Source organism: Maribacter sp. IgM3_T14_3, assembly GCF_049603095.1.
Classification (GTDB): Bacteria; Bacteroidota; Bacteroidia; order Flavobacteriales; family Flavobacteriaceae; genus Maribacter.
In genome coordinates this window covers 1,821,778-1,847,551 of sequence record NZ_CP187138.1, presented here as the reverse complement: position 1 = coordinate 1,847,551, position 25,774 = coordinate 1,821,778, and the positions used below count along the sequence as shown (strand labels likewise).

The window sequence follows — 25,774 nt, the reverse complement described above, 5'->3', positions numbered from 1 at the left end:
TATGTTTTACTGAACTACGAATTCTTACTTGGCAGGGTTAATTGCCATTCCGTCTTTTAATTTTGAAACTCCTTCAATAACAATCGTAGTTCCATCTTCAATTCCATTTTCTACTACAAAACCTTGTGGAGTAGTGGTAATGATATTCAATGGCATAGTAGTAACCGTGTTATCACTTTTTAATACATAAACCAGTTTTTTACCTTGAAGATCTATAGTTGCAGTTTGTGGTATTTCATAAGCACCGCTGTAAATTGTCGGAATTTTAATTTTACCAGTACTACCGCTACTTAACAAATTGTTTTTGTTGTCAAAATCAGCTCTAGCTGTTACACTACCGGTTGTGCTATTGATAATAGTATTTATCATCGCAATCTTACCTGGTTCAGCATATTCCTCACCATTGATCATTACCAAAGTTACTTCTGGCGCCTTCTCTATATCCAAAACATTATTGTCGTTTTTAGGCATAGACTCCTTTAGTTTTAAAAGTTCTTTTTCGTTCATTGAAAAATAAGTGCGTACCTCACTAACGTCAGATACGGTAGTCAATGGTTTGACCATTGCAGAACTTACAAGTGCACCAATTTTAAACGGAATTTCTCCGATATACCCATCAACAGGGCTAGTAATACGAGAATAACCAATGTTAGAAGCTACACTCTGGTAATTTGCCTGTGCTTGTGCAAGTTGTGCTTTTGCAGTTTCTAATTGCACAGGGCTAATTATATTTTTATCTACTAAAGGCTTCAATTTATCAACTTCAACCTGTGCTACGTTTACAGAAGCTTTTGCAGCATTCGCATCTTGATTTAAAGTTTGGGTCTCTAATTTAAAAAGTAACTGACCTTTTTTAATTTTTTGACCTTCTTCAACATATACTTCTTGAACAAAACCAGATACTTTTGGCCATATTTCTACATTCTGCTTACCTTCAAGAGTAGTAGAGAATTCATTGTATATAGTTAAATCTTGCTTCGTTAATTTGGCAACTTTCAGACTTGGTGGTGGTGGTGCAGCCTGACCTTGTGCTGATTTTTCTGATGAACTAAAGCAAGAGCTCAGAAGAAGAGTTGCACTTAAGATTCCTATAATTGATAACTTTTTCATTTTAGATGGATGTTTATTTGTATTAAAATATGTAATAGTACTTGTTAGGGTTTTGTTAATTCAAGTTGTTCGCTATTTGGTGAACTGCTCTTGAAATATTTTATATCAACTTCTTTAAGGCTTCTATAGTTTCTTTATTAGTCGCTTCATTTTTATCAAGACAATTCAAATAAGTTTCCATTTTTGCTTTGTTAGAAAGGTATTTTTCATTGTTGTATTGCTTATCGTACTCTGCTACTTTTTGTATCATTTTAGATTCGTTCGCAGCTTTTTTTAGGGCTTGTTCTAATTTTTTAATGAAGAATGTACTTTTGTCAGAAATTTTAAAATATCTTCTTCGATCGCCAGATTTAGTGAAATAGGTAATCATACCTAACTGCAGCAATAAATTAAGTGATGTCGATATGGAGCTCTTACTAGCCCCTCTTTTCATTTGACAATCGTCGAACGTAAGACCTAATTCTTCAGTTACAACAAGATTTCCGAATATTCTTGCGGCTAATGGGGGTAAACTATATTCAGCTTCAAAATGAACACCTAGTTCTTCTATTAATCTTTGTTTATGTTCTTCTTTTTCCATGATTCGAAATTTGAAGTGACAAAGGTATAGTTAGTTCGGTTACAAACAAACTAAACGAACATTCTTTTTTGTTAATAAAAGTTAATACTTCGTTACGGGTACAAAATTATAAGGTAGTTGCTTGAATTTTAGTTCAATAAAAATTTTTATTGACTACAATATGGGTAGTAACTCAAGATTATTTTACAAATAAGTGAGCGCTATTAAGAAGAAAAGAGAAATATAAATGAACTAAATGGTAGCAATTAATGAACTACTTGGCAAAGATTCCGTCTTTTTCTATAAAAGGAATTGTAACAAGATTATTTTCATTTACAGTGTTTTGCTCGAACACAAATCGTTTTTCATACAATTTGCTATCAGCATAGTAAGTGACATAAAATTCATTATTTAATGCTAACACATCTTCTTGAACCACTTCAATTTTTTTAAATGATTTAGGTTCGACGACACCTATAGCGTGTCTCATTACCGATGTTTTAAGATCACCTTCATAACCTTTCGAAACGACCATGGTCATCTCAATAGCGGTATCGCGTTCATTTATGATATAGGCATTCCAATCCTTGTCCAAGAATTCTTCGTTCCATTCACGAATAATGGCGATGTGTACATCTTTAACAACCGGTATTTCAATATCTTTTTTCACAGAGTACTATTAAAGGGCGCTTTTAAATTGTTCTAAAAAGCGTAAATCGTTTTCACTCAATAAACGTATATCTGTAATTTGATGAAGAAGCATAGCAATACGATCGATACCTACGCCGAAAGCAAAACCAGAATAGACCTCAGGATCTAGTCCACAATTTGTAAGCACATTCGGATCTACCATACCACAGCCTCCAATTTCTAACCAACCGGTACCTTTTGTAATTTTGTAGTCAGATTCGGTTTCTAGTCCCCAGTACACATCAACTTCTGCACTAGGTTCTGTAAATGGAAAGTAAGAAGGTCTTAATCTAATTTTAGACTTTCCAAAAAGCTCTGCAGTAAAATACTGTAGTGTTTGTTTTAAATCAGCAAAAGAAACATCCTTATCGATATATAAACCTTCTACCTGGTGAAAGAAGCAATGAGATCGTGCCGAAATAGCTTCGTTTCTATATACTCTACCCGGAGAAATCGTACGAATAGGTGGCTTGTTATTTTCCATATAGCGCACCTGTACCGATGAGGTATGGGTACGTAATAGAATATCTGGATCAGTTTGAATGAAGAAAGTATCTTGCATATCTCTCGCCGGATGATATTCTGGCAAGTTCAACGCAGTAAAGTTATGCCAGTCATCTTCGATTTCTGGACCTTCAGAAACATTGAATCCGATTCTAGAAAAGATATCGATGATTTTATTTTTCACTATGGAAATAGGATGACGAGATCCTAGTTCTAAAGGATACCCGGGTCTGGTCAAATCGCCATACACCTGTTCATCGGTAGTGTTATTTTCTAAAACCTCTTTTAAAGACTCTACTTTTTCTGTCGCAGCTTGTTTAAGTTCGTTAATTGTTTGTCCGAACTCTTTTTTCTGGTCATTAGGTACATTCTTGAACTCTGCAAAGAAGTCATTTAGAATACCCTTTTTACCTAAATATTTAATTCGAAACGTTTCAACAGCTTCCATATTGTCAGCCGTGAACGATGCTACTTCAGAGATTTGTTCTTTTATCTTATCAATCATGAATGTTGATTAAAGCCGCAAATTTAAAACTTTTAAAAGAGGTATGATAAGTTTTTGTTGCATTTGATGTCTTAGCTATCGAGGAATCTGTCTTTAACATTAGACTTGACCCAAATTAAGCACTCATCAAACGAATCAAAAATATGTTCTTCAGGAATTAGATCCGGTATTAATCCTACCCGCTCCATCATGTAACGTGGTTGTTTTAATACATCAACAAAAAGTATATTGATGCTCGATTTTCTAAGACTTATAAGCACATCTTCAAGAGTATACAAACCAGATTGGTCCATATACTGCATTCTGCCCATTCTAATAATTACGGTCGATGCAGTTCTAGGTATTTGATCGGCCATTTGTTGAAATTCACTCGTAGAACCAAAAAATAATGGTCCTTTTAAGTGTTTTATAAATACCTCTTCTTGCAGACTTTTTGGAAAAGAAGCTTCATCTGGCCAATTCACCTCTTTCTCCAACGATTTCACATCTGATCGTTCTGCGGTTAAATCGCCCATTTTTTTCATGAACATTAGCGAAGCGATAATTAGACCAACCCCAACCGCATATACCAAGTTCCAAACAGAAGAAAGCACAAGAACAACGAGCATGATAACAACCTCTGAGCTAAATTTAAACGGACCTAAGCTCAAATCTTTAGGTAAACTCGGTATTGCTTTTAGACCTTTATAGTCCATAACACCGATACCTACCGTAACTAAAATACCAGCTAAAACTGCAGCAGGTATTTGAGAAGCTACTGGGCCAAGAGCCAAAAGAATAATTAATAATAGCACACCGGCAACCATACCGGACAATTTAGTCTTGCCCCCTGCATTGATATTAACCACTGTTCGAATAGTAGCACCCGCGCCAGGTATACCGCCAAATATTGCGGCAATGCTATTACCGATTCCCTGCCCGACCAATTCTTTGTTTGGCTGATGCTTCGTTTTTGTCATGTTATCGGCAACAACAGAAGTCAATAGCGAATCGATGGCGCCTAGAAGGGCTAAGGTCAATGCTGTAAAGATATAAGGTGTTATAGCGCCTAATTCAAACTCGGTAAAAATACCAAGGTTAGGCATAGGAAAACCGCTAGGTATCTGTTCTATAGGTCGATAATCTAGCCCGAAACCATAGGCTACACCAGAGACAGCAATCAATGCAACCAACGCACTAGGTATAGTAGTAGTTATTTTTTTAAAACCATAAATTATGATAATGGTTGCTAGAGAAAGAATTAATTCTAGCCAGTTAATATTCTTTAATGCCCTTGGCAACACCTTTATAGCGCCAATAACACCAGAAGCTTCTGATTTTGCCAATGTTTGGGCTTCTTTAAGCATATCTGCTTCTGTAATACTTTCTGCTCGAGCAATGGTTTCCTTAAAATTTTCAAGCACCAAAATACCTTCACCAGCCTCTTCTTTCAAGATATTGTCTAAAATTATCTCTTCGGCCATTGGTTTGTATTTATTTACGAACTCGGCATCTTCTTTAGGGTAATAACCAATTGCAGGTAAAATTTGTGTTACAAGAATAATAACACCAATGGCGGTCATAAAGCCAGATACTACGGGGTAGGGAATGTATCTTATATATTTACCTAAACCTAGTAAACCTAGCCCAATTTGCATTAAACCAGCTAATAGAAAAACAATTAAAATAGCAGGTAAAGCTTTTTCTAGGTTTCCGTCATTCATGGCAACGATACCTGCAATAACAACCATGCTTACGGCAGTCATTGGTGCGGTCGGACCAGAAATCTGTGTGTTTGTTCCGCCAAAAAGTGCGGCGAAGAAACTAATAAATATTGCACCATATAATCCGGCGCTGGGTCCCATTCCTGAGCTAACTCCAAAAGCAAGTGCTAAAGGTAGTGCTACAATACCCGCTGTTATACCACCAAATAAATCTCCTTTGAAATTTGAAAATAGATTCTTCATACTCTTAAAATAATCAATTTTAATGAGAAAATATCACGTTATATTAATGTGATATTACTCGAGTTTAATTAAAAAATTCTTCGTTGGCTGCGAATAATTGATTGATTTCCTGGTATTTTAAAACCGATGAAAAACACCGGCTTTATAGTCACTATTTTATAGTATTAATTTCTAGTTGTAGAAATCTACTTCACCTGTGGCAATATCATACATTGCACCTACTATAAGTACTTCGTCGTTTTTTTCCATTTCAGCTAAAACCGGGCTATGCTTTCTAATATTTTCGATAGTCAATTCAACATTTTTAGCCGCTACCCGATCTACGAAGTCTAAGTTTTTAGAATTTCTTAAACTTTCATCTGTGGGCTCTTTTACAGCATCTACTGCTGGTTCTATTTTGTTGATAAGAGCAGTAAGGTTACCTAGTCGTGCATGATCACAAGCACCTTTTATGGCGCCACAACTGGTATGCCCCAAAACGACAATTAATTTTGTACCCGCAAGTTTACAACCAAACTCCATACTGCCAAGAATATCTTCATTGACAAAATTACCTGCTATTCTTACACTGAATATATCTCCCAATCCTTGATCGAATACTAGCTCTGCAGAAACTCTAGAATCTATGCAACTTAATATGGTAGCAAATGGAAATTGACCTTCACTCGTGTCATTAACTTGTTCTAAAAGGTTACGATTTGCTTTTAAATTATTTTGAAATCTTTGATTTCCCTCCTTTAAGAAATCTAATGATTTCTTTGGGGTCATCGTAGCTTGGGTTTCTCTAGTATGTGCTTTCATATATTTTTATTTATTATACTGTATAATTATTTTGTCCCATTAGTAATAATGGAACATTAATATTATTGACCATGTCACTAATATTAGCAGGCATCGAAAGAGCTGAACTATCTTTCTTTTTCTTGTTTTCAAACCTGTTTACACACAAGAGGTTTATTTTGTTTTTAGTTATATAATTTGAAAGGTTCTTCATAGAATTAGAATTGTTCTCAAATATAAACTCAACCTCTTTTTTTTGTTGAGATGCTAAAGGTTTAGTTATGGTATTCATATTCTTTAGAATCTTAAATGATTTTAAAGGTTTTTGCGAATGAAGAAGTAAATCTTCTGTCAGATCAGCTATTAAAGTTTCTTCTGTATTGCTTAAGACTCCTAAAGATAAATCATTGCCGTAATCTAACACATTTATCTCATCGGTTAAAAAAATAGGTCCTTTATGTATCTTCAATACAAAGGGTATAAGTTTGTCGCCAAGAATGTTGAAAAAGTTTGACTTCTTTTTACCTAGTACGATAAAATCGGGTTTTTCTTTTTTAATATAATCGGCTATCTCATTCTTTAAATTACCGATGGCACATGAATAGGACATAGTTACACCAAATTCTTTTGAAAAGGAGTTAACGATTGACTTTATATCATTTTCCATGGTAATAAATTCACTATTTAAAGATCTAATAGCTGAAAGTTGGCTAGCTTCAGTGACGACTTCTGTGCCTTTTTTAACATGAAATATGGCTATTTCTCCATTAAGCATCTTAGCAAGGTTGAGCGTGCTTTTCAGCGTGTTTCCCAAAGACTCTTTCATGTCTGAGAAAACCGCTATTTTATATTTTTTACTCATGGCTATTTTTTTAGTTGATTGAAAACAACTTCAATCGGTTAGCTTAAGCTTACTTTCGACTTAGGTCGTTGCTCAAAGAATTCAATATAACTTGGCGGATTTTCTACAATCCCTCGCTTAGAGATAAGTTTAATGTCAATATTTCTTTCTCTTGCTTTTAGGCTGAAATCTTCTAGAATCTCCACAATGTCAAAATCTAAATACCTAGTTTTTAAGACATCTAGCTCCAAGTAAGTATCATGAGGTAAACTGTCAAGCTCTTTTAGAATAGCACCTTTGTTGAAAAAAGTAACTTCTTCTGCCAAAGTCATTTTAATTCTATGCTTACCATTACTATTATCTTCGATATGAAGAAAGTGAGAATTTTGGTAGCTTTTCAATAAAATAACTACGATACCTACGGCAAGCCCCAAGCTAATTCCTATCAATAGATCCGTAAATACAATACCTAAAACGGTAACAAAAAATGGTATAGATTGTTTCCATCCAAGTTTATACATTTTTATGAACAAAGCTGGTTTTGCCAATTTGTAACCTACAATAAATAAGATAGCAGCTAAAACCGATAAAGGAATCATATTTAATAACGTAGGAATCATAATTACAGAAATCAATAATAGAAATCCGTGAATTATTGCAGATAACTTTGTTCTACCACCAGATTGAATGTTAGCTGAACTACGAACGATTACTTGGGTAATAGGTAAGCCACCAATAAGACCAGAAACGATGTTACCTGCCCCTTGTGCCAATAATTCTCTATTTGTCGGAGTCACATTTTTATGAGGATCTAATTTATCGGTTGCTTCAACACAAAGTAAAGTTTCTAAACTGGCCACTAATGCAATGGTAAAGGCTGTAATCCAAACTTGAGGATTCGTTATGGCACTGAAATTAGGAAAGCTAAACTGACCTACGAAAGATGAAAAATCGTCTGGTACTGGTACACTTACCAAATGATCTTTAGAGATTGCCAAAACCCCACTATCTTGTGTAAGAACATAAAATATGATACCAATGGCAACAGCTACTAATGGACCTTGTATTATTTGAAACACTTTTCCTTTCTTAGAAAGAACTTTATCCCAAAGTAAAAGTATTGACAGACCGATAATGGCAACTAATGTAGCCCCTGGGCTAATATTGTTTACAGTATTCAGAATCTCAGAGAATGTGTTTTCGCCATCTACTTGAAAAAACGCCCAATCACCTTCTGGATCAGGATCGTAACCAAAGAAGTGAGGAATCTGTTTAAGGATAATGATAATACCAATACCGGTAAGCATACCTTTAATTACAGAAGATGGAAAATAATAACCGATTACTCCCGCTTTCAAGATTCCGAATATAATTTGAATAGCGCCACCTAAAACAACGGCAACTAAGAAATTCTCATAACCGCCCAAGGCACCGATTGCCGTTAATACAATTGCCGCTAAACCTGCAGCAGGACCACTGACTCCGATTTTAGAACCACTTAGCCCACCAACCAAGACACCACCGATAATACCGGCAATTACTCCAGAAAATAAGGGAGCTCCACTAGCTAAAGCAATACCTAAACATAAAGGTAGCGCAACGAAAAATACTACGATACTAGCTGGAATATCGCTTTTGATAAATTTAAACATGTATACAATAAAATTGTGCCCTAAACTTATTTTTAGGACAGATTAGTCAATTGAAAAAATATGATAAAAATTAACTAGTCTGATCGGGCGGTGGAGAGAAAACCTCTTGAGAAAGGTCTAAGTAACCAATTTGATTAAAGTTGCTGATAGTCGAACTTTCAAAAATTGCAATGGTTGAAAAATCTAAAGAATTTTCTTTAAAAAACTTTTCTTCACCCATAGATTTTTTACCCGACTCTTGCTCTTCTTCGTTAAGGTTGGTTATAACAATTGGGTTATCAATATCGCATAGGGTTATTATGCTAGGCGCAGTAACTGCAAATAGCCATAATAGTAATAAAGTAATGCGAGCAAAAATTGTCATATAATAAACATCGATTTTAAAGATAGTGTTGAAATAGTTAAAAACTGTTAACTATTTTCTAAAAATCTTTTATCAGTTTTAAATCTGTAGTTGGTAGCCATCCTATCTTGCCATCTGCAAGTTTAATTTTTTTCCAATCGTCTAATTGGTCCAACACATTTACTTTGGTACCTGCGTGAATAGTAAATACCGCTGCACTTGTGTCATTAGGTTCAGATTTAACATTGCTTTCTTCAGCAAATAGTATTGCAGGTTGGTATTCATCAAAATCGCTTCGTTGTATAAATGCAAAAACAACAGCAATTATACTTAAGAAAAGTGAAAGTAAACTACCAATGAACATCCACCTTTTTCTAGTGGAATATACAGCGTAATAAAAGAGAATATATAAAAGAACAAATAACAGCATAAAACCTATAGCCACATATGCCCATTGATCGAAGGTTAATTTACCGGTTATATTTTTATACAATTTAGACAAGCTCGTTTCTGGCATAGTATCTATGGCGTCTATGGTCATATTTTGAGCATAGCTGAGGTTGGTCTTCGTCTCTTGATCATTAGGTGAGAGTAATAGCGCTTTCTCATAAAAATAAATACTCTCCGCTATTTTGTTGAGCTTGTAATAAGAGTTGCCTAGGTTAAAGTAAACAGCGGCCGAGTGCTCGCCGCTACTTAAAATGTCGTTATAATAATCAACTGCCTGATCATAATTACCTGCATTGTAAGCTTCGGTAGCCTGCTCAAACAATTTGTTGTTCTGAGCGGTACATAAGAGAACCGTAAAAAGACTAATAAGAGTAGCTAGCTTTTTGAACATACTTATAGTTGTTTATCCATTATAGAAATTACCTCGCTTGCCTTGTCATAATCGGCTTGCATTTGTACGTTAGAGAACGGACTGTAGCGAGCTGCTTCGCAATTTTTAAGAAGAGATATAAAACTATTTACCGTTTCGTCATCTATCTGTTTTTGAGAAAGTAGCTCTGTAATTTTGTCTTTACTGAACTCAGAGGTCTCTATCTTCAATTTCGCTTTTAAATAGTTATGTAGTGCTCGCTCAAGGGCGACATAAAACGCTTCTTTATTACCCAGTTGCTTTCTCGCTGCAGACAAATACTTACGTGCCAATTTGTTTGCTTTTCTAATTTTATTACCCACAACGTCACCAGCAATAGCATCCCTTTTCTTTCTAAATAGAATTGCTAATGGAATAAGTAGAAGAGGGCATAATAACCACAAGTAAAATGAGGTAGAGCCGAAAAAGTATGAAACAGATTTATCTGATAGATTAGAATCTAGTTTTAAGAAATTAAATTCATTTCCGCTACTGACTACAGATTGTTTGTTGTTATTTGAAGACGCCTCAGAATTAGACGATGCACTTAACGGACCTTCTAGAACATTAATTACAATTTCATCTGATGTTAGCGTAGTATATTTTCCTGTGGAAGGATTAAAATAACTAAAACTTAACGGAGCAATAGGATATTTTCCTCTAAACGATGGCACTATAGTATATTGATTGCTCACTTTACCTTGCATACCTGCAAGCGTAGTTCTTACACCTTCTGTAAATTCAGGCTCATATACTTCTAAGGCACTTGGCAACTCCAATTCTGGAAGCTTAAATAGTTTTAAATTTCCCTTACCACTTACTTCTATTGTTGCCTGTAAAGATTCTGATGCATTTAAACTTGTTTTGCTTGTAGAAACCGCAAAATCAAATTCACCAACGGCACCATTGAAATTAGCAGGTTGGTTTGCTAACGGTAATGGTTTTACATTTATAGTTCTACTACCTGCAGAAACTGTTTTATTCGTTTGGGCATACATTCTCTGACCAAAGAAATCTCTTCTGCCCGAAGGTACATCTACAGTAACATCGAGTGATAATGGTTCAATGTCTAATTCGCCAGATTTTTGCGGATAAAGAACAACACGTTTTAAGATGACGTAACGATAAGGCTTGCCTTTATATGTGCCATTTTGAGCACTAAGGGCGTTAACTTTAATATCTTGACTCCAGAAATTATTATAGGTAGGGTTATCTAAGGGCTGATAGTTGGATACGCTAATATTCGGACTCACATATAGCTTATAAATAACGGTAATGGCTTCATTCAAATACGGGTTAGTTTTTGAAATCTCGGCAACTAAATGTAAGTTTTCATCAGCAACATCATCAGCGGTCATTTGGTCGCTCGGCTTATCGACAGCTGCGGTTACTTCGACATCTTGTGCTAATGATTTATAGGTTTCACCACCAATTACAATAGATGCTTGCTTAATGGTGTATTTGCCTCTTGCTGAAGGTGCTAAAGTATATGAGTAAGATTTCGAGTAACTTCTAACTCCGTTAATCCAAGAGGAGCTAATTGATTGAGAAGGTCCCATGACAACTTTGAATCCGTTGAAATCTGGCGGATTAAAATTATCCCCATCCCGGTTCATAATAAAATCTACGCGCAATCTTTCATTAAGACCAAGCTTAGGTTTGCTCAGTTTCATTTCAAAAGTTACATCATTATTACCCTGGCCCATCATCAAAACTGATGATAGAAAAACGGTTACCAGTAACCCAAGTTTAGCTATGGACTTAAAGTCTACCAATCTTTGTCATTTTTAACCTTTACACCTTGCACTTTTTTTGCATCGATTTTATCTTGAACCTTTTTTTCTGCATTCTGCATGGCTCTCAATAAATTATCGACTTGCTGCTTAGAAAGTTGGTTTGGTCTAGGTTGTTGTTGCTCTTGTTCGTTTTCGCCCTCGCCTTGTTCGGGTTTCTTTTTTTGATCAGATTTATCCCCTTCACCATCTTTATTATCGTCTTTCTTCTCTTCGTTTTTATCGCCCTCGTCACCCTTATCTCCGTCTTCTCCTTGATCTTTCTTTTCCTCGTTTTCTCCTTCGTCCTTTTTGTCTTCGTCTTTGTTCTCGTCTTGATCTTTGTCCTTATCCTTATCGTCTTGATCTTGCTTGTTCTCGTCTTGATCTTTTTTCAAAAGTTCTTTTGCCAAGGCTAAATTGTAACGGGTTTCTTCATCTGTAGGGTCATTACGTAAGGCCTCTTTATAAGCTTCTACCGCTTTTGCATAATCTTTTCGTTTCATAAATACATTACCCATGTTATGGTAAGCTTTATGTTTATCTGCTTTCGATGTAGATGCTTCGCCTGCTTCTTTAAATCTACCAAACGCCTCATTATAGGTCTCGTTCTCATAATAGGCATTACCTAAATTATAAGGTGCGGCGCTATTATCTGCGCTTTTTGAAATAGCTTTTCTATAGTCTACTTCTGCAGCAATAAAATTGTCATCAGACAAAGCTTTGTTAGCATCCCATGTATAATTTGTAGACGACCTTAATGCCTTTTCTTTTTCCTTCTCATCGACTTCTTGAGCGAAAGACGATAGGCAAACGAAAAGCAAAAGTAAAACTGTGTTTATTTTATTCATTTCTTTTCTCATTGAACAAATTGAGTTTCTTTAACCAGTTAGTCTTGCGGTCCAAGATAAATATATCTAAAAAAAGAAGCAACAATGCCCCGCCAATAAACCATTGAAACTGATCTTTAAATTCTGCGAATTGTTTGGCCTCGAATTCTTTCTTATCCATTTTCAACAATTCTCCTTTAATAAATTCTACTGCTGCGTCTGTGTTAGAGCCGTCTATATACTGTCCTTTTCCTTCGTTGGCAATATCTACTAAAACACTCTCGTTTAATTTTGTAATTACGGTTTCGCCTTGACTATCTTTTTTTAGGCTTTCTAAAATTCCGTTGCGTTTGATTGGAATCGGTGCACCTTTCTCTTTACCAACACCAATAGTGTAAATAATTATGCCTTCATCTACAGCATCTTCTACCGCATCTAAAGTAGAGCCTTCAGAGTGGTCTTCGCCGTCAGAAATAATGAACAGTACACGGTTGGTTTGTTCGGCATCATCATAATAGGTAGTCGCTAATTCGATGGCCTGGTCTATGGCAGTACCTTGCGATGTTAGCATATCGGTATTCATGCCCTGTAAGAACATTTTTGCAGCGCCATAATCTGTTGTAATCGGTAGTTGTGGGTAAGCCTGGCCTGCATAAGCAATAATACCAATTCGATCGCTTGCCAATTGGTTTATGATCTCAGAAACCAATCTTTTCGCTTTTTCTATTCTATTGGGTGCAATGTCTTCTGCGAGCATACTTTTACTAACATCAACGGCAAATACGATATCTACACCTTCGCGTTTTACAGTCTCTAGTTTGGTTCCGATTTTAGGATTTACTAATCCAATAATTAATAATGCAAGGGCAAGAATAAACACGACCAATTTTATGGTACCTTTATTATAAGAACGGTTTGGTGTTAGTCTTTTTAATAACTCTGAGTCTGCAAATTTCTTCTGCGTTCTCTTTTTCCATACCAATAATAATAGGAACAAGACCACTATCACCGGGATGATAATAAGTAAATAAAAATATATTTTTTCGTCGTACTGTACCATATTATACAAAGCTTCTAAAAAGCGTGTTTCTTAAAATCAATTCTAACAAAAGCAAACCTCCTGCCAATAAAACCCAAAATCTAAATTTTTCTTCGTAGCGGTAATATTTAAATTCCTCTATTTCTGTTTTTTCAAGTTTATTTATCTCGTCGTAAATTTCTTCTAAAGACTCATTATCTGTAGCTCTAAAATATTTTCCTCCTGTAGCGCTGGCAATATCCTTTAGTAGATTCTCATCAATTTCTACTTGTCGCATTCCGTATCTAAAAGAACCGTCTGCGTTATAAGCGATTGGGGATAGGGCATTACCGTTAGTACCCAAACCTATGGTGTATGTTTTTATTGCATATTCAATGGCAAGGTCGGCTGCCGTTTGTGGTTCAATAAAACCAGAGTTGTTGACCCCATCGGTCAATAATATGATAATCTTACTTTTGGCAGTACTTTCTTTTAAGCGGTTTACAGAAGTTGCCAACCCCATACCTATTGCTGTACCATCTTCTAATTGACCATAAGTAATTTCAGAAAGCGCATTCAATACAATAGCTTTGTCGGTAGTAACAGGTGTTTTAGTGTAACCTTCACCGGCATACACTACTAAACCTATACGGTCATTGGGTCTTTTTTTAATAAAATCTGCCGCCACATCTTTAAGCGCCGATAATCTATTAGGCTTTAAGTCTCTTGCCAACATACTCGAAGAAACATCAATTGCCATAACAATATCAATACCCTTTGTAGTTTTGGTACGTGTAGATATATCTTCTGTTTGTGGTCTTGCCAATGCAACAATTATTGCACCTAAGGCCAGTAATCGTAAAACAAATAAACCAGGTTTTAATTTGGGTAAAATACTATTATAGCTAAACCCCTTTACACTCGATATACGTAACGATGCAGTTTGCTCTTTTTGCTTAAAGATATACCACACGATAGCTAATGGCAGTAGTAAGAACAGCCAAAAGAAATCAGGATTTGCAAATGATATATTATCGAACATTTATGCTTCTGTTTTTACTTCTACCGATGCTAAAATTCGGTCTACTATTTCTTGTGCGTACGTGTCGTCTTTTAACCAGGTAAGAATTACGTATTGTTGAAAACCTTTACCACCAAAAAGGAGTACAGTATATTCCCCTGCCATTAATTCTTTTGATCCAGGAGCTAAAAATTCACCGCTTCCAAAAACTTTAACCCCTTTAACACCGCTAATGGTACTGAATTCTTCTTGTTTGGTAATAATATTTTTTGCGCCTTGACTTTCAAAATTTGATAAAATCTGTTCAATGGTTTTATCAAAATCTGGTTCAGCATCTTGTTGTGCCAATGTAATAGACGTTGTTGCTGCATTGAAAAGACCGATTGGGCTAGAATATTGAAAAGCTTGAATGTCTGCAATAGCAGCTTTGGCCTCTGGCGGTAATTTAATTTCTTGACGCACCAAAACTTGCGGAGTCTCTAATTGAATAGGAGGAAAACCATAACTACTCCGCACCCATTCACCCTCTAAAAGTTCTTTGGTTGGGTGCCCAATAACAGTATCTTTTAAGTAGCCAAAGCCAAATTTCACTCCCGCAATAGTAATGCCTACCAATAGTAATGCAATAGTAGATAAAACAGCAATTTTTATTTTCCTCTTTTTTGCCTTACGTTCTAATTCTTCTTGATATTCGGCTTGTTGAAATAACTCTTCTTCGGTAGGTTCTGGTAAAGCATCATGTGTTTTTACAACGATTTGTTCTACCAACTTTCTATCTTGTTCGGCAACAGAACTAGAAGGTTTATTTTTTGCGAACTTTACTAAATCTGCCGTCTGTAATATTTGCGAAAATTGTTTAATGGTGTCATCATCTAATTGTAATTCGCCGGCATCTTTTAAAAGTTCTAATTTTTCAATTAACTGACCGGTGGTACTTTCTAATGCAGAAACATGTGCATCTTCTTCTAAATAAGAACGTACGATGGTAGTTAGTTCAGAATAGTATTGTTTGTACTCGTCTTGAATTAAATATTTTGAATTTTCTAAACGTTTAAGTTCTAATAAAGCTCTATCGTAAGGCGGTAAAAGAGCTACTTTTTCTTCTTCGCTAAGTGGTTTTTTACGGAACACGAACCAATATAAAAGGGCACCTATAATTAAAAGGATCAAAAGACCGATCAATACATACTTCCAAAGGTCAAAATTGCTTTTATCTACGTTAATAAGCGGTTTAATATCATACATTTTCTGATTCAAAGTGTCTACAGGTATAGTAGCTACATTGATCAAGGTAGAATCGGTCATAAAACCATTACCGTTAATATCGATACGTTGCGATGGTAGTTTGTACGCGCCAGAATCGAATTGGGTAAGCGCATATATTTTTTGGAGTGTAAGTCGGTCCTTTTTTCTAGTAGTATCGGTAGCAAAGGCCTCAACGGTTTCTAAGGGAGAAAATGTCTGCCCCTCAGGAAAGATAACAACATCGGTGGAGTCAACATCAACCGTAACCGTCCATTTTACTTGCTCTCCAATTTTAATAAATGTGGTGTCTACCTTTGTGGTTATACTTGGGCGTTCTTGCGCAGATAGTTCAAAGAAAAACAGTAGAAATACCAATAAAGGTGAAATTCGTTTTATGAACGAAACACCGCTGTTATTAATTCTATTTTTATAAATCATTCGTATCAACCTCTTCGTTTAAAATAGCCCAATAATTTTTTTACATAACTTTCGTCGACCCTACAATCTAAAACTCCGCAACCCGCTTTTGTAAACGATTCTTTAAAGTAGGCAACACGTTCTAAATTGTACGCAGCATAAGCGTTACGTACTTTTTTAGATTTTGTATTTATCAATTGTAATTTACCAGTCTCTGCGTCTTCAATTTGCACCATGCCCAAATTTGGAATGGTTTCTTCGCGTTCATCATAAATACGAATACCTGTTACATCGTGCTTGTTACCTGTAATCTTTAAAGTCTTTTCATAGCCTTCATCAATAAAATCAGAAAGAACAAAAACAATAGCTTTCTTTTTCATGATACTGCTCAAGAACTTTAATGCCTGTGCAATATCTGTCTTGTTACTTTTTGGCTTAAACTCTATCAATTCTCTAATAATGCGTAAAACGTGGGTCTTTCCTTTTTTAGGAGGAATAAAAAGTTCTATTTGATCAGAGAACAAAATAACACCGACCTTATCATTATTTTGTAGTGCGCTAAAAGCTAAGGTTGCCGATATTTCAGTTACAATTTCATTTTTGAATTGATTTGTGGTGCCGAAAAGTTCAGAGCCACTAATATCTACCATTAGCATCATGGTCAATTCTCGCTCTTCTTCAAAAACCTTTATATAAGGCTCGTTATAACGAGCGGTAACGTTCCAATCAATATTTCTTACATCATCACCAAATTGATACTGTCGTACTTCACTAAAAGTCATACCACGACCTTTAAAGGTAGAGTGGTATTCCCCACCAAACATATGGTCAGAAAGACGTCTCGTCTTTATTTCAATTTTCCGTACTTTTTTGAGTAGCTCTTTGGTATCCATTTTTTTAGCAAACAGTTTACAGTTTCCTTTTAGCAGTATATAATATTCAGCATGTAAAATTGAAAATGCCGAATACCAAAACTAGATTAAGGTACTTCTATCTCGTTTACAATTTTGTTGATGATATCAACAGAGGTAATATTTTCAGCTTCTGCTTCGTAGGTTATTCCTATTCTATGTCTTAATACATCGTGTACAATAGCTCGTACATCTTCAGGAACAACATAACCTCTTCTTTTAATAAAGGCATAACATTTTGCGGCAATACCTAAGTTGATACTTCCCCTTGGCGATGCACCAAAACTGATTAAAGGTTTTAAACTTTCTAAATTATATTTTTCAGGATATCTAGTAGCGAAAACAATATCAAGTATATATTTCTCGATCTTTTCATCCATATATACTTCACGAACCGCCTTTTGAGCACTTAGTATTTGTTCTATGGATACCACTGCATTTACGGTCTCATAGTTACCCGCTAAATTCTGACGCATAATTAATTGCTCTTCGTTTATTTTCGGGTAATCAATAACGGTTTTCAACATAAAACGGTCAATCTGCGCTTCAGGTAAAGGATATGTACCTTCTTGCTCAACTGGGTTTTGGGTTGCCATAACTAAGAAAGGCTTATCAAGAATAAAAGTTTCGTCACCAATGGTTACTTGCTTCTCTTGCATCGCTTCTAATAAAGCAGATTGTACTTTTGCAGGTGCACGGTTAATCTCATCTGCAAGCACGAAGTTTGCGAAAATCGGACCTTTCTTAATAGAAAAATCATTTAGTTTCATATTGTAGATCATTGTACCAACAACATCTGCAGGCAGCAAATCTGGGGTAAATTGTATTCTACTAAAGCTACCTTTTACTGCTTTTGAAAGCGTATTAATGGCTAGGGTTTTTGCTAGACCTGGCACCCCTTCGAGCAAAATATGACCTTGTCCTAAAAGTCCGATTAATAATCGTTCGACCATATATTTTTGGCCAACGATCACTTTATTCATCTCAAGCATTAGTAAATCGATAAAAGCACTTTCTCGAGCTATTTTCTCATTAACGGCACTAATATCAATTGAAGTATTTTCTTCCATTTAAAACTTTATATTATTGATTGTTAAGACTTCTAATTTTAACAGTCATGCAAATTGAAAATTTATTCAGTCAGTCGCTGTTAATGATAGGTTAAAAAATTGGAAAACCCCTGATTTTTATGAAGGTTTTAAGGGATTTCTTTTTAATTTCATTAAACAAATAACAATACATTGAAATATTCTAGAATAATTGCAGGCACTATGACCTGGGGTAAATGGGGAAAACAACATTCTACCGTCGAAATGATTTCACTAATGAATCATTGCATAGAAAATAATATAACCACTTTTGATCATGCAGATATTTATGGTGATTATACCAATGAAGAAGATTTTGGTAAAGCCTTTAAAGAAAGTGCCATCAAAAGAGAAGATATTCAATTAATTAGTAAGTGCGGTATTCAGTTCGATGTAAAAGAGAGGTCGAATAGGGTTAAGCATTACGATTATGATAAAGAATATATAATAGCATCTGTAGAACGGTCTTTAAAAATGTTACAGACTGATCATTTAGATATGCTTTTGCTACATAGACCAAGCCCGTTGATGAATCCTTCAGAAATTGCCGAAGCTATAGAAAAATTGAAGAATGATGGAAAAATAAGGCAGTTCGGAGTCTCAAATTTTACACCATCTCAAATTGAACTTATAGAAAAGGAAATTCAGGTAGAGGCAAATCAAGTCGAGTATTCCTTATCTTCAAACGGCGTAATGAATGACGGCACCCTTGATGATTCTTTAGCTTATGATAGAATGGTAATGAGCTGGAGTCCGCTTGGCAGCTATTTTAGAGAAGAATCTAAAGCCAATGCTAGAATAAAAAAGGTATTAGCGGTATTGACGAAAAAATACAATGCTACAGAAGATCAGCTTTTATTGGCATGGATTTTAAAACACCCGTCTTATGTTTACCCAGTTGTTGGTACGGCAACACCTAAGCGTTTAAAAATGGCGATGGATGCGGTTTCTATTGAGATGGAGGTACAAGATTGGTTTTTATTACTAGAAGCGAATGAAGGACATCAAGTTGCATAATTAAAATATAAAATGACAAAAACAGCATTTATTACAGGAGCTACAAGCGGGATTGGAAAATCAACGGCGATTCATTTTGCCCTAAACGGAATTAATTTGGTGTTGTGCGGTCGACGTCAAGATCGGCTAGATGCGCTAAAAGAAGAATTAGGTAAAGAAGTTCAGGTATACACTTTAAATTTTGACATCAGAAATAAAGAATCGGTTCAAGAGGCAGTTGATTCGTTACCAAAAGAATTTTCTCAAATAGACATTTTGATTAATAATGCAGGTAACGCCCATGGTATGGATACCATACAAGATGGAAATACAGATGATTGGGATGCCATGTTAGATATTAATGTAAAAGGGTTGTTGTATGTTTCAAAAGCGATAATCCCTCAAATGGTGGCTCGAAAATCTGGTCATATTATCAATATTGGTTCTACAGCCGGTAAAGAAGTATACCCAAAAGGCAATGTATATTGCGCAAGTAAGCATGCTGTCGATGCTATAAACCAAGGAATGCGAATAGATCTAAACGGCACAGGTGTTCGTGTTGGTGCGGTAAACCCAGGGTTGGTAGAAACCGAGTTCAGTAATGTTCGCTTTAAGGGCGATGAAGATAGAGCCGAGAATGTATATAAAGGATTTCAACCCTTAAAACCAGAAGATATCGCAGATATCATTTATTTTGTAATTACTAGACCGTATCATGTAAATATTGCCGATTTGGTAGTAATGCCAACAGCACAAGCTTCTTCAACCATTGTGGATAAAAATTGACACAATGAAAAGATTTTAGAATAAAATCTTTAAAGCCAAAAGCCAAAAGCCAAAAGCCAAAAGCCAAAAGCCAAAAGCCAAAAGCCAAAAGCCAAAAGCCAAAAGCCAAAAGCCAAAAGCCAAAAGCCAAAAGCCAAAAGCCAAAAGCCAAAAGCCAAAATAAAAACCCTTGAAAATGATCAATAAACGCCTTTTGGTAAAAAACTTGCTCGCTCATAACGACGAGAATAGTTTTTACGATAAAAAGCGATTTATTTCAATAGGAGAAAAAGAGGGTAAGGGGAAATTTTTAAAGCATGTATGTGCGTTGGCAAATAGCAACCCCAAGAATAATTCATTTATCGTTGTCGGCGTTGAAGATGAGGATAATAAAATAGTAGGGGTAGATTTTTTTGATGATAGTAAGATTCAAAATTTGGTGAATGCCTATTTAGATAACCCGCCTTTAATTTCGTACGAGAATATTCCTTTTCCGCATTTGCCGAACGGTAAAGTGGTGGGTTTAGTAACCATTAAGTCCATCGGAAAAATTTGTTCGCTCAGAAAAAATATCTGGAAGTATTATGGCGGTTCGGTGTTTTTTAGAGAAGGTAGTATAAGCCTTCCCAAGGTTTTTGATATTGAATTGAAAGATGTTAATTCTGAAGCTGTAGCCACTATTGAACAGCACGCTAAGAACAACATAGAGCTCACTCTTGACGGTGTTATCGATTTTATAAATCACCGACATAAAGATTTAGAAAGCGATTATAAGGTTTTTAAAGAACAGTTTGTGGTCTGTTGGGCTGGCAATAAAAAGGTCGTCAATGGAGAAACCTATTATTACCGTGTGGATATTGAATTAATAAATGAACAGGTAAAATTATTTTACTCCAACTTAGATGAGGTTACCATTGCTTATGATGATGATTCTTTTACTACAATCGAATATGTTCAGCTAGGTCTGGCTGCGAAGCAAAAGTATTATCCGTTAGAAAAAGTGGTTATAAATTTTAGTGAGAATGGCACTTATCAAATAACCAGTGATTTACTTTTTGATCCTCCTGTACATGATAAACTAGAGCTACAAAAGATATATGAAGGTAATAATGCTTTAGTAATCAAAGCAGGTAAAAGTTTAGCACTGACTATACATGAGGTTAAAAGTTTACGATACTTGGCAGATTCATATTTAATATGCTACCTCAACGGCTTCGAAGAGGCTAAAGAATTAATGGAAAATGCAAGGCAAGTACTTAAACCTAAATACCCGGCAATAAATGATTCGTTGAAAGAGGCACTTCGAGTACTTAGAAAGGTGAAGTATAGTTAATATTCAAGTTTAACTCATTTCAAAATGGCTCCCATTAATACATCTTTAGCTTTATTGGCTTTATCAATGTCTTCATTAGAAAGCCATATTTTGACACTCCGATTTTCGAAGTCAATGTTTAAATAAGCTTTGTCTTTGTAATTACTACCAGATCCACTACCCGTAAAAAGATCTACGGTAAAACTTAAAATTGTAATGAACCAGTTAGTTTTTCTTTCAATTATCTCAACATTTTTGAGGTTATCAATCAAAAAAATCCCATTGTTATTTACATCCTCGGCATCAATTATTTCAAACTTTTCTTCGTTAAAAACAATTGTTACTTTAGGCTTAATTCTAATGTCTAATATTTGATTCATCTATTGGTTTAATCTAAGAAATAATTAAATATTCTTAATCCAAATTTGCTGGTATGGCTTTAATGGTAACTCGTTATGTATGAGTTCAAAAGTGTTACCTGTTAGTAAGTCAATAGAATTTGTACCGGCATGAATACCGATAGAAAGTAACCAGCCAATATTTAAAGTTTCGGTAACTTCATTAAAATTAGATAGCACCCAAACACTCTGATCTTCATGAGTTCTTTGATACACAAATACATGCTGATTAGGGCAGCCATGAATTTTTATATCATTGGTATCTGAAAATACGCTGTGCTCTTTACGTAAGCGAATCATATTTTTTAATCCGTTGAAGATGATGCTTGCAGGACTATCTTTTTCAGCTTGCAATTTAGAAACAACATCCCAGTTTTGCATAGGTCTATTTACCCAGCGATTATCATTTACGTGATCTACATTCTGCTCGTAAGAATAATCGTTTAAGGTGCCAATTTCATCACCGGCATAGATCATCGGTATACCACCAAACGTCAAAATAATGCCATGCATCATTAAGATTTTAGTGATGGCATAATCGACAATATGTTTGTTGTTTTGAGCTAAGGCGGTTTCTAGGCCTAATAACGATGCGGCGCTTCCGGTAATTCTACCATCACCATTTTTAGGGTTATACATGAACATCAACCCTTTTGCAGGTGACCATTGTAACTTACCACAATAATAATTTAGTATAAACTGTTTGTGAGCTGTTGGGTCAAAACCCATGGCACGTACAAAATCATCGTCATAGCCAAGACCGATATCATCGTGGCAACGAATGTAATTGATCCAGGTAGCGTCATTAGGTTTACTCGGTATTTCGGTAACACTTTTGACCATTAAATCGGCTTTTTTAGTAGCAATCGAATTCCATAATAAAGCCATTAAAGAGGCATTATAAGCAACTTCGCATTCGTTACCTTCTGTTGTATCTTCTCCAAAATATTTTATAATATTTCTAGGAGCTACAATAGCTTCCGCCAAAAGAATAACACCTGGTGCGATTACCTGCAAGCACATTCTAAAAAGAGAAATTAACGTATGAGCTTCGGGTAAATTCTGTGATAACGTACCGAGTTTTTTCCAAAGAAAGGCAAGTGCATCAAAACGTATAACATCTACACCTAGGTTTGCTAGAGACATTAAATTACCGAGCATTTCAATGAATACTTCGGGATTTCTATAATTTAGGTCCCATTGATAGGTATTAAAGCAGGTCATAACCCACTTTTCCATCTCTGTATTATAAGTAAAGTTGCCTGGTGCCGACTGCGGAAATATTTCAGGAAGCGTCTTTTCGAACTCGTCAGGTATATGACGGTCAGAATAGGTGTAATAATAATTTTGATAGTGCAAGCTTCCTTCTTTTGCTTTCATTGCCCACTCAAACTCATCTGAAGTATGGTTAACCACAAAATCAAGCATTAAGAACATGTTGTTCTCTCGTGCCTTTTTGGTAAAAGCTTTAAAATCATTTTTTGTACCGTAGGTACTATCTATTTCGTGGTAGCTATTTACAGCATAACCGCCGTCATTTTCACCAGCTGGTCTTGTAGTAATCGGCATTAGGTGAAGAAAGTTAATACCTAAATCTTCAAAATAAGGCAGTTTTTCTTTAAGTCCGTTAATATCTTGGTTAAAGCGATCAACATACAACTGCATACCCACCATTTGTTCACTTTGGTACCAATTGCCAGAGTTTAAACGAACGATATCTTGCTTTTGTAGTTCTGTCGGTCGCTCTTTAAAAAGCGTTTCAAGGGTATCTAAAAGGGTATAAAAGAATTTTTTATGTTCGTCTTCTTGGTACAAAGAAAAAAACTGAGTTTTAATCAGCGAAAGATTTGTTGCTAATCGTTGTTCAAATAAAGACGTTAAAGGTTGAGCGCCTTTTTTATTTTGACTTCTTACAGCCAATAAACGTAGTAATTCAGCTTGGTTCATTTTAAGAATCTAATTGTTGTAACGTAGGTAGCGATTCGATGGCACCAAAATTTTCGGTGGTAATTGCACCTGCTTTATTGGCTCTCGCTACCATTTTGGTCAGAAGATTTTCGTCTGTCAGTACATTTTCTATTTTAGAGTGTTGGGCAATTTGTTGTAAAAGACAACCAATAAAAGCATCACCTGCACCAGTAGTATCTTTAGGCGTTACTTTTATACTAGGTATGGTTTTACTAAAATTTGAGGTGCTTAATAGGGTACCTTCGCTACCAAGGGTAATCACTATTATTTCTGTTCCCATTTCGTGAAAAACCTTGCAAGCATCTTCTAAATTATCTTTACCTGATAATAACTTGGCCTCTTCTAAACTAAATTTACACAGGTTAGATTTTTCAATAAAGGCATGGCATTTACGTATAAAAACATCCTCTTTATCCTTCCAAAGGTCAACCCTATAATTAGGATCAAAACTGATGAAAGCTTTTTTTGTGAGTCCGTCAAACAAGTATCTGCTATATGTTTCTTCTAAAGAACCACCTAAAAGTGCAGTGGCTGCACCGAAGTGTATAATATTATTTTCAAAACTAGTTTTTAGCGATGAATCGTAAGTAAGTTCTTTATCTGCACCACGGCTAAAAACAAAATCGCGTTCACCATCGGCATCGATAGAAACAAAGGCAAGGGTTGTAAATGTTTCACTTTTTTGTGCAAGCGAAATATCAACCTTTTCATTGGCAAGAATTCGCAATAAGAATGTTCCGAAAGGGTCATCGCCAACACAGCCGACGAAAAAACTATCTCCGCCGAGCTTGCTAATAGCACAGGCAACATTTGCAGGTGCGCCACCGGCTTTTTTAGAAAATTCCTTAGCTTTCGAGAGATCTTTACCTTGATTTTCGGCAACGAAATCAATCAACAATTCACCAATACAAAATACCTTTTTCATAGTTCTGAAAAAAAAATTAGGAAGCCCAAGTTAATTAGAAAAAGCAACCATTTCCTAAATAATCTTAAGGAAATATTAAATTAAGGTTGTTTACCTATTATTTTATTGAATTATTATGCTGAGGGTTTTGGCTCTGATGATGAATTGCATATCTTGAATTGCACATTTTAAAACACATACTGACCATGAGCATATTTGATGAAATAAAGAAAAAGTTGAGCCACGAATTTATAGATATTGTTGAATGGCTAGATAATACAAATGATACTATTGTTCATCGTTTTGAGCGTTACCAAAATGAAATAAAAAATAATGCGCAGTTAATTGTTCGCGAAGGGCAAACAGCCGTTTTTATCAATGAAGGCCAATTGGCAGACGTTTTTAAGCCGGGCACGTATACGTTAAATACTCAAAACTTACCAATTTTAACCACTCTGAAAGGATGGAAATATGGGTTTGATAGTCCGTTCAAGGCTGAGGTGTATTTTGTTAATACGCGGTTGTTTACAGATGAGAAATGGGGAACCAAGAATCCGTTCATGTTAAGCGATGACCGCTTCGGTTTGGTAGAAATACGCGCTTTTGGTACCTATAGTTTTAGAATTAATGATCCAGGTAAGTTTATAGTAGATGTGGTGGGTACCGATGGTAATTTCACTAATTATGAAATTAATGAACATTTAAAAAGTTTGATAGTAACCCGTTTTACAGATACGGTTGGTGAAGCTAATTTACCAATAGAATTATACGCGGCAAATACTAGCGAACTTTCTGAAACCTGCCAAGTGGTAATGCAGCCAGAGTTTAATAGGGTAGGTATTGAGTTAGAGCGGTTCTACATCGAAAATGTATCGATGCCAGAAGAGCTTAAAAAAGAAATTTTCGAATATAGTCGTTTAGATAAATTGGACATGGGCAAATTAGCACAGTTCAAAGCTGCTAAAGCCATGGAGTTGGCTGCAAAAAATGAAGGTGGTACAGCTGGTGCAGGTATGGGCATGGGTATGGGCTTTGTACTAGCGCAACAAATGGGTGGTTTAATGGGGCAACCTGGTGCGCAACCATTTGGTGGGCAAGCAGCACAGCCACAAGCACCACCACCGATGCCTGCACAGGTTTCTTACTTTTATGCGGTAAGTGGTCAGCAATTGGGTCCGGTTTCATTAGAAAAACTTAAGGAATTGTTTGCAAGCAGAACTATTAATAGAGATTCTTTAATCTGGAAACAAGGAATGGCAAATTGGACGGTACTTAAAGAAATTGAAGAATTAAAATCTTTCTTAGGCGGTAATACACCACCACCTTTACCAACTGCATAA

General features: G+C 35.5%; 24 protein-coding genes. 4 read left to right on the top strand and 20 right to left on the bottom strand.

Annotated features, from left to right (window positions below):
* Window positions 1–24: 24 nt before the first annotated feature.
* The 17 genes from ACPF9A_RS08315 to ACPF9A_RS08235 all read right to left on the bottom strand — a co-directional run bounded on the left by ACPF9A_RS08315 (window position 25) and on the right by ACPF9A_RS08235 (window position 18,073).
* Window positions 25–1,110 carry an efflux RND transporter periplasmic adaptor subunit gene (locus ACPF9A_RS08315; protein WP_424003433.1) on the bottom strand — a complete coding sequence of 362 codons (1,086 nt, stop codon included), beginning with the start codon at window positions 1,108–1,110 and terminating at the stop codon, window positions 25–27.
* 100 nt (window positions 1,111–1,210) lie between these two features.
* Window positions 1,211–1,690 carry a GbsR/MarR family transcriptional regulator gene (locus ACPF9A_RS08310; protein ID WP_424003431.1) on the bottom strand — a complete coding sequence of 160 codons (480 nt, stop codon included), beginning with the start codon at window positions 1,688–1,690 and terminating at the stop codon, window positions 1,211–1,213.
* 253 nt (window positions 1,691–1,943) lie between these two features.
* On the bottom strand, window positions 1,944–2,339 hold the full coding sequence (locus ACPF9A_RS08305; protein WP_424003429.1) for a hypothetical protein: 396 nt from the start codon (window positions 2,337–2,339) through the stop codon (window positions 1,944–1,946).
* A gap of 9 nt (window positions 2,340–2,348) precedes the next feature.
* Window positions 2,349–3,368, bottom strand: a complete 1,020-nt coding sequence (gene pheS / locus ACPF9A_RS08300) for a phenylalanine--tRNA ligase subunit alpha (RefSeq protein WP_424003427.1) — start codon at window positions 3,366–3,368, stop codon at window positions 2,349–2,351.
* Between the two features lie 71 nt (window positions 3,369–3,439).
* Window positions 3,440–5,314: a SulP family inorganic anion transporter gene (locus ACPF9A_RS08295; protein ID WP_424003425.1), complete on the bottom strand. Its 1,875-nt coding sequence runs from the start codon at window positions 5,312–5,314 to the stop codon at window positions 3,440–3,442.
* A gap of 171 nt (window positions 5,315–5,485) precedes the next feature.
* A complete protein-coding gene (locus ACPF9A_RS08290) occupies window positions 5,486–6,115 on the bottom strand; it encodes a carbonic anhydrase family protein (protein WP_424003423.1) in 630 nt (209 codons plus the stop codon).
* Window positions 6,116–6,128: 13 nt separating this feature from the next.
* Window positions 6,129–6,956: a universal stress protein gene (locus tag ACPF9A_RS08285; RefSeq protein ID WP_424003421.1), complete on the bottom strand. Its 828-nt coding sequence runs from the start codon at window positions 6,954–6,956 to the stop codon at window positions 6,129–6,131.
* A gap of 38 nt (window positions 6,957–6,994) precedes the next feature.
* Entirely contained in the window at window positions 6,995–8,587 is a 1,593-nt protein-coding gene (locus ACPF9A_RS08280; protein WP_424003419.1) for a SulP family inorganic anion transporter, read from the bottom strand.
* A 70-nt stretch (window positions 8,588–8,657) separates the two neighbouring features.
* Entirely contained in the window at window positions 8,658–8,951 is a 294-nt protein-coding gene (locus ACPF9A_RS08275) for a hypothetical protein (protein ID WP_424003417.1), read from the bottom strand.
* Window positions 8,952–9,009: 58 nt separating this feature from the next.
* Entirely contained in the window at window positions 9,010–9,771 is a 762-nt protein-coding gene (locus tag ACPF9A_RS08270) for a tetratricopeptide repeat protein (RefSeq protein WP_424003415.1), read from the bottom strand.
* A 2-nt stretch (window positions 9,772–9,773) separates the two neighbouring features.
* Entirely contained in the window at window positions 9,774–11,498 is a 1,725-nt protein-coding gene (locus tag ACPF9A_RS08265) for a BatD family protein (protein WP_424004443.1), read from the bottom strand.
* A gap of 59 nt (window positions 11,499–11,557) precedes the next feature.
* Window positions 11,558–12,412: a tetratricopeptide repeat protein gene (locus ACPF9A_RS08260; RefSeq protein WP_424003413.1), complete on the bottom strand. Its 855-nt coding sequence runs from the start codon at window positions 12,410–12,412 to the stop codon at window positions 11,558–11,560.
* Window positions 12,405–13,451, bottom strand: a complete 1,047-nt coding sequence (locus ACPF9A_RS08255; protein ID WP_424003411.1) for a VWA domain-containing protein — start codon at window positions 13,449–13,451, stop codon at window positions 12,405–12,407. Before ACPF9A_RS08255 ends, ACPF9A_RS08260 begins: the two co-directional genes overlap by 8 nt.
* A 1-nt stretch (window position 13,452) precedes the next feature.
* Complete coding sequence (locus tag ACPF9A_RS08250; protein WP_424003409.1) at window positions 13,453–14,451, bottom strand: vWA domain-containing protein; 999 nt, start codon at window positions 14,449–14,451, stop codon at window positions 13,453–13,455.
* Complete coding sequence (locus ACPF9A_RS08245) at window positions 14,452–16,113, bottom strand: hypothetical protein (RefSeq protein WP_424004441.1); 1,662 nt, start codon at window positions 16,111–16,113, stop codon at window positions 14,452–14,454.
* 5 nt (window positions 16,114–16,118) lie between these two features.
* Window positions 16,119–16,985 (bottom strand): DUF58 domain-containing protein, encoded by an 867-nt coding sequence (locus ACPF9A_RS08240; RefSeq protein WP_424003407.1) that lies wholly within the window; start codon window positions 16,983–16,985, stop codon window positions 16,119–16,121.
* A gap of 86 nt (window positions 16,986–17,071) precedes the next feature.
* On the bottom strand, window positions 17,072–18,073 hold the full coding sequence (locus ACPF9A_RS08235) for an AAA family ATPase (protein WP_424003405.1): 1,002 nt from the start codon (window positions 18,071–18,073) through the stop codon (window positions 17,072–17,074).
* A 171-nt stretch (window positions 18,074–18,244) separates the two neighbouring features.
* On the opposite strand from ACPF9A_RS08235, the gene ACPF9A_RS08230 reads away from it, so the two are divergent.
* The 3 genes from ACPF9A_RS08230 (at window position 18,245) to ACPF9A_RS08220 (ending at window position 21,185) form a co-directional block, all read left to right on the top strand.
* Complete coding sequence (locus ACPF9A_RS08230) at window positions 18,245–19,108, top strand: aldo/keto reductase (protein ID WP_424003403.1); 864 nt, start codon at window positions 18,245–18,247, stop codon at window positions 19,106–19,108.
* 12 nt (window positions 19,109–19,120) lie between these two features.
* Window positions 19,121–19,873 (top strand): SDR family NAD(P)-dependent oxidoreductase, encoded by a 753-nt coding sequence (locus ACPF9A_RS08225; protein WP_424003401.1) that lies wholly within the window; start codon window positions 19,121–19,123, stop codon window positions 19,871–19,873.
* A gap of 175 nt (window positions 19,874–20,048) precedes the next feature.
* A complete protein-coding gene (locus tag ACPF9A_RS08220; RefSeq protein WP_424003399.1) occupies window positions 20,049–21,185 on the top strand; it encodes an ATP-binding protein in 1,137 nt (378 codons plus the stop codon).
* Between the two features lie 14 nt (window positions 21,186–21,199).
* Here the strand turns inward: ACPF9A_RS08220 and ACPF9A_RS08215 are convergent, their stop codons facing one another.
* The 3 genes from ACPF9A_RS08215 to ACPF9A_RS08205 are packed head-to-tail and all read right to left on the bottom strand — an operon-like array spanning window position 21,200 to window position 24,455.
* Entirely contained in the window at window positions 21,200–21,544 is a 345-nt protein-coding gene (locus ACPF9A_RS08215) for a hypothetical protein (RefSeq protein WP_424003397.1), read from the bottom strand.
* Window positions 21,545–21,568: 24 nt separating this feature from the next.
* The gene (locus ACPF9A_RS08210) at window positions 21,569–23,509 is read right to left on the bottom strand and encodes an amylosucrase (RefSeq protein WP_424003395.1); all 1,941 of its coding nucleotides are present in this window, start codon (window positions 23,507–23,509) and stop codon (window positions 21,569–21,571) included.
* Window position 23,510: 1 nt separating this feature from the next.
* Window positions 23,511–24,455 (bottom strand): carbohydrate kinase family protein, encoded by a 945-nt coding sequence (locus tag ACPF9A_RS08205; protein ID WP_424003393.1) that lies wholly within the window; start codon window positions 24,453–24,455, stop codon window positions 23,511–23,513.
* 185 nt (window positions 24,456–24,640) lie between these two features.
* Here ACPF9A_RS08205 and ACPF9A_RS08200 point away from each other — a divergent pair, with 185 nt between their 5' ends.
* Window positions 24,641–25,774, top strand: coding sequence for an SPFH domain-containing protein (locus tag ACPF9A_RS08200; protein ID WP_424003391.1), 1,134 nt, complete (start codon window positions 24,641–24,643; stop codon window positions 25,772–25,774).

Coding starts and splice junctions, on each gene's coding strand:
- ACPF9A_RS08250 (WP_424003409.1), bottom strand. CDS start 14,451: ATGTTCGATAATATATCATTTGCAAATCCTGATTTCTTTTGGCTGTTC.
- ACPF9A_RS08255 (WP_424003411.1), bottom strand. CDS start 13,451: ATGGTACAGTACGACGAAAAAATATATTTTTATTTACTTATTATCATC.
- ACPF9A_RS08260 (WP_424003413.1), bottom strand. CDS start 12,412: ATGAATAAAATAAACACAGTTTTACTTTTGCTTTTCGTTTGCCTATCG.
- ACPF9A_RS08200 (WP_424003391.1), top strand. CDS start 24,641: ATGAGCATATTTGATGAAATAAAGAAAAAGTTGAGCCACGAATTTATA.
- ACPF9A_RS08210 (WP_424003395.1), bottom strand. CDS start 23,509: ATGAACCAAGCTGAATTACTACGTTTATTGGCTGTAAGAAGTCAAAAT.
- ACPF9A_RS08280 (WP_424003419.1), bottom strand. CDS start 8,587: ATGTTTAAATTTATCAAAAGCGATATTCCAGCTAGTATCGTAGTATTT.
- ACPF9A_RS08270 (WP_424003415.1), bottom strand. CDS start 9,771: ATGTTCAAAAAGCTAGCTACTCTTATTAGTCTTTTTACGGTTCTCTTA.
- pheS (WP_424003427.1), bottom strand. CDS start 3,368: ATGATTGATAAGATAAAAGAACAAATCTCTGAAGTAGCATCGTTCACG.
- ACPF9A_RS08265 (WP_424004443.1), bottom strand. CDS start 11,498: ATGATGGGCCAGGGTAATAATGATGTAACTTTTGAAATGAAACTGAGC.
- ACPF9A_RS08225 (WP_424003401.1), top strand. CDS start 19,121: ATGACAAAAACAGCATTTATTACAGGAGCTACAAGCGGGATTGGAAAA.
- ACPF9A_RS08295 (WP_424003425.1), bottom strand. CDS start 5,314: ATGAAGAATCTATTTTCAAATTTCAAAGGAGATTTATTTGGTGGTATA.
- ACPF9A_RS08275 (WP_424003417.1), bottom strand. CDS start 8,951: ATGACAATTTTTGCTCGCATTACTTTATTACTATTATGGCTATTTGCA.
- ACPF9A_RS08220 (WP_424003399.1), top strand. CDS start 20,049: ATGATCAATAAACGCCTTTTGGTAAAAAACTTGCTCGCTCATAACGAC.
- ACPF9A_RS08315 (WP_424003433.1), bottom strand. CDS start 1,110: ATGAAAAAGTTATCAATTATAGGAATCTTAAGTGCAACTCTTCTTCTG.
- ACPF9A_RS08285 (WP_424003421.1), bottom strand. CDS start 6,956: ATGAGTAAAAAATATAAAATAGCGGTTTTCTCAGACATGAAAGAGTCT.
- ACPF9A_RS08290 (WP_424003423.1), bottom strand. CDS start 6,115: ATGAAAGCACATACTAGAGAAACCCAAGCTACGATGACCCCAAAGAAA.
- ACPF9A_RS08215 (WP_424003397.1), bottom strand. CDS start 21,544: ATGAATCAAATATTAGACATTAGAATTAAGCCTAAAGTAACAATTGTT.
- ACPF9A_RS08240 (WP_424003407.1), bottom strand. CDS start 16,985: ATGGATACCAAAGAGCTACTCAAAAAAGTACGGAAAATTGAAATAAAG.
- ACPF9A_RS08205 (WP_424003393.1), bottom strand. CDS start 24,455: ATGAAAAAGGTATTTTGTATTGGTGAATTGTTGATTGATTTCGTTGCC.
- ACPF9A_RS08310 (WP_424003431.1), bottom strand. CDS start 1,690: ATGGAAAAAGAAGAACATAAACAAAGATTAATAGAAGAACTAGGTGTT.
- ACPF9A_RS08245 (WP_424004441.1), bottom strand. CDS start 16,113: ATGATTTATAAAAATAGAATTAATAACAGCGGTGTTTCGTTCATAAAA.
- ACPF9A_RS08235 (WP_424003405.1), bottom strand. CDS start 18,073: ATGGAAGAAAATACTTCAATTGATATTAGTGCCGTTAATGAGAAAATA.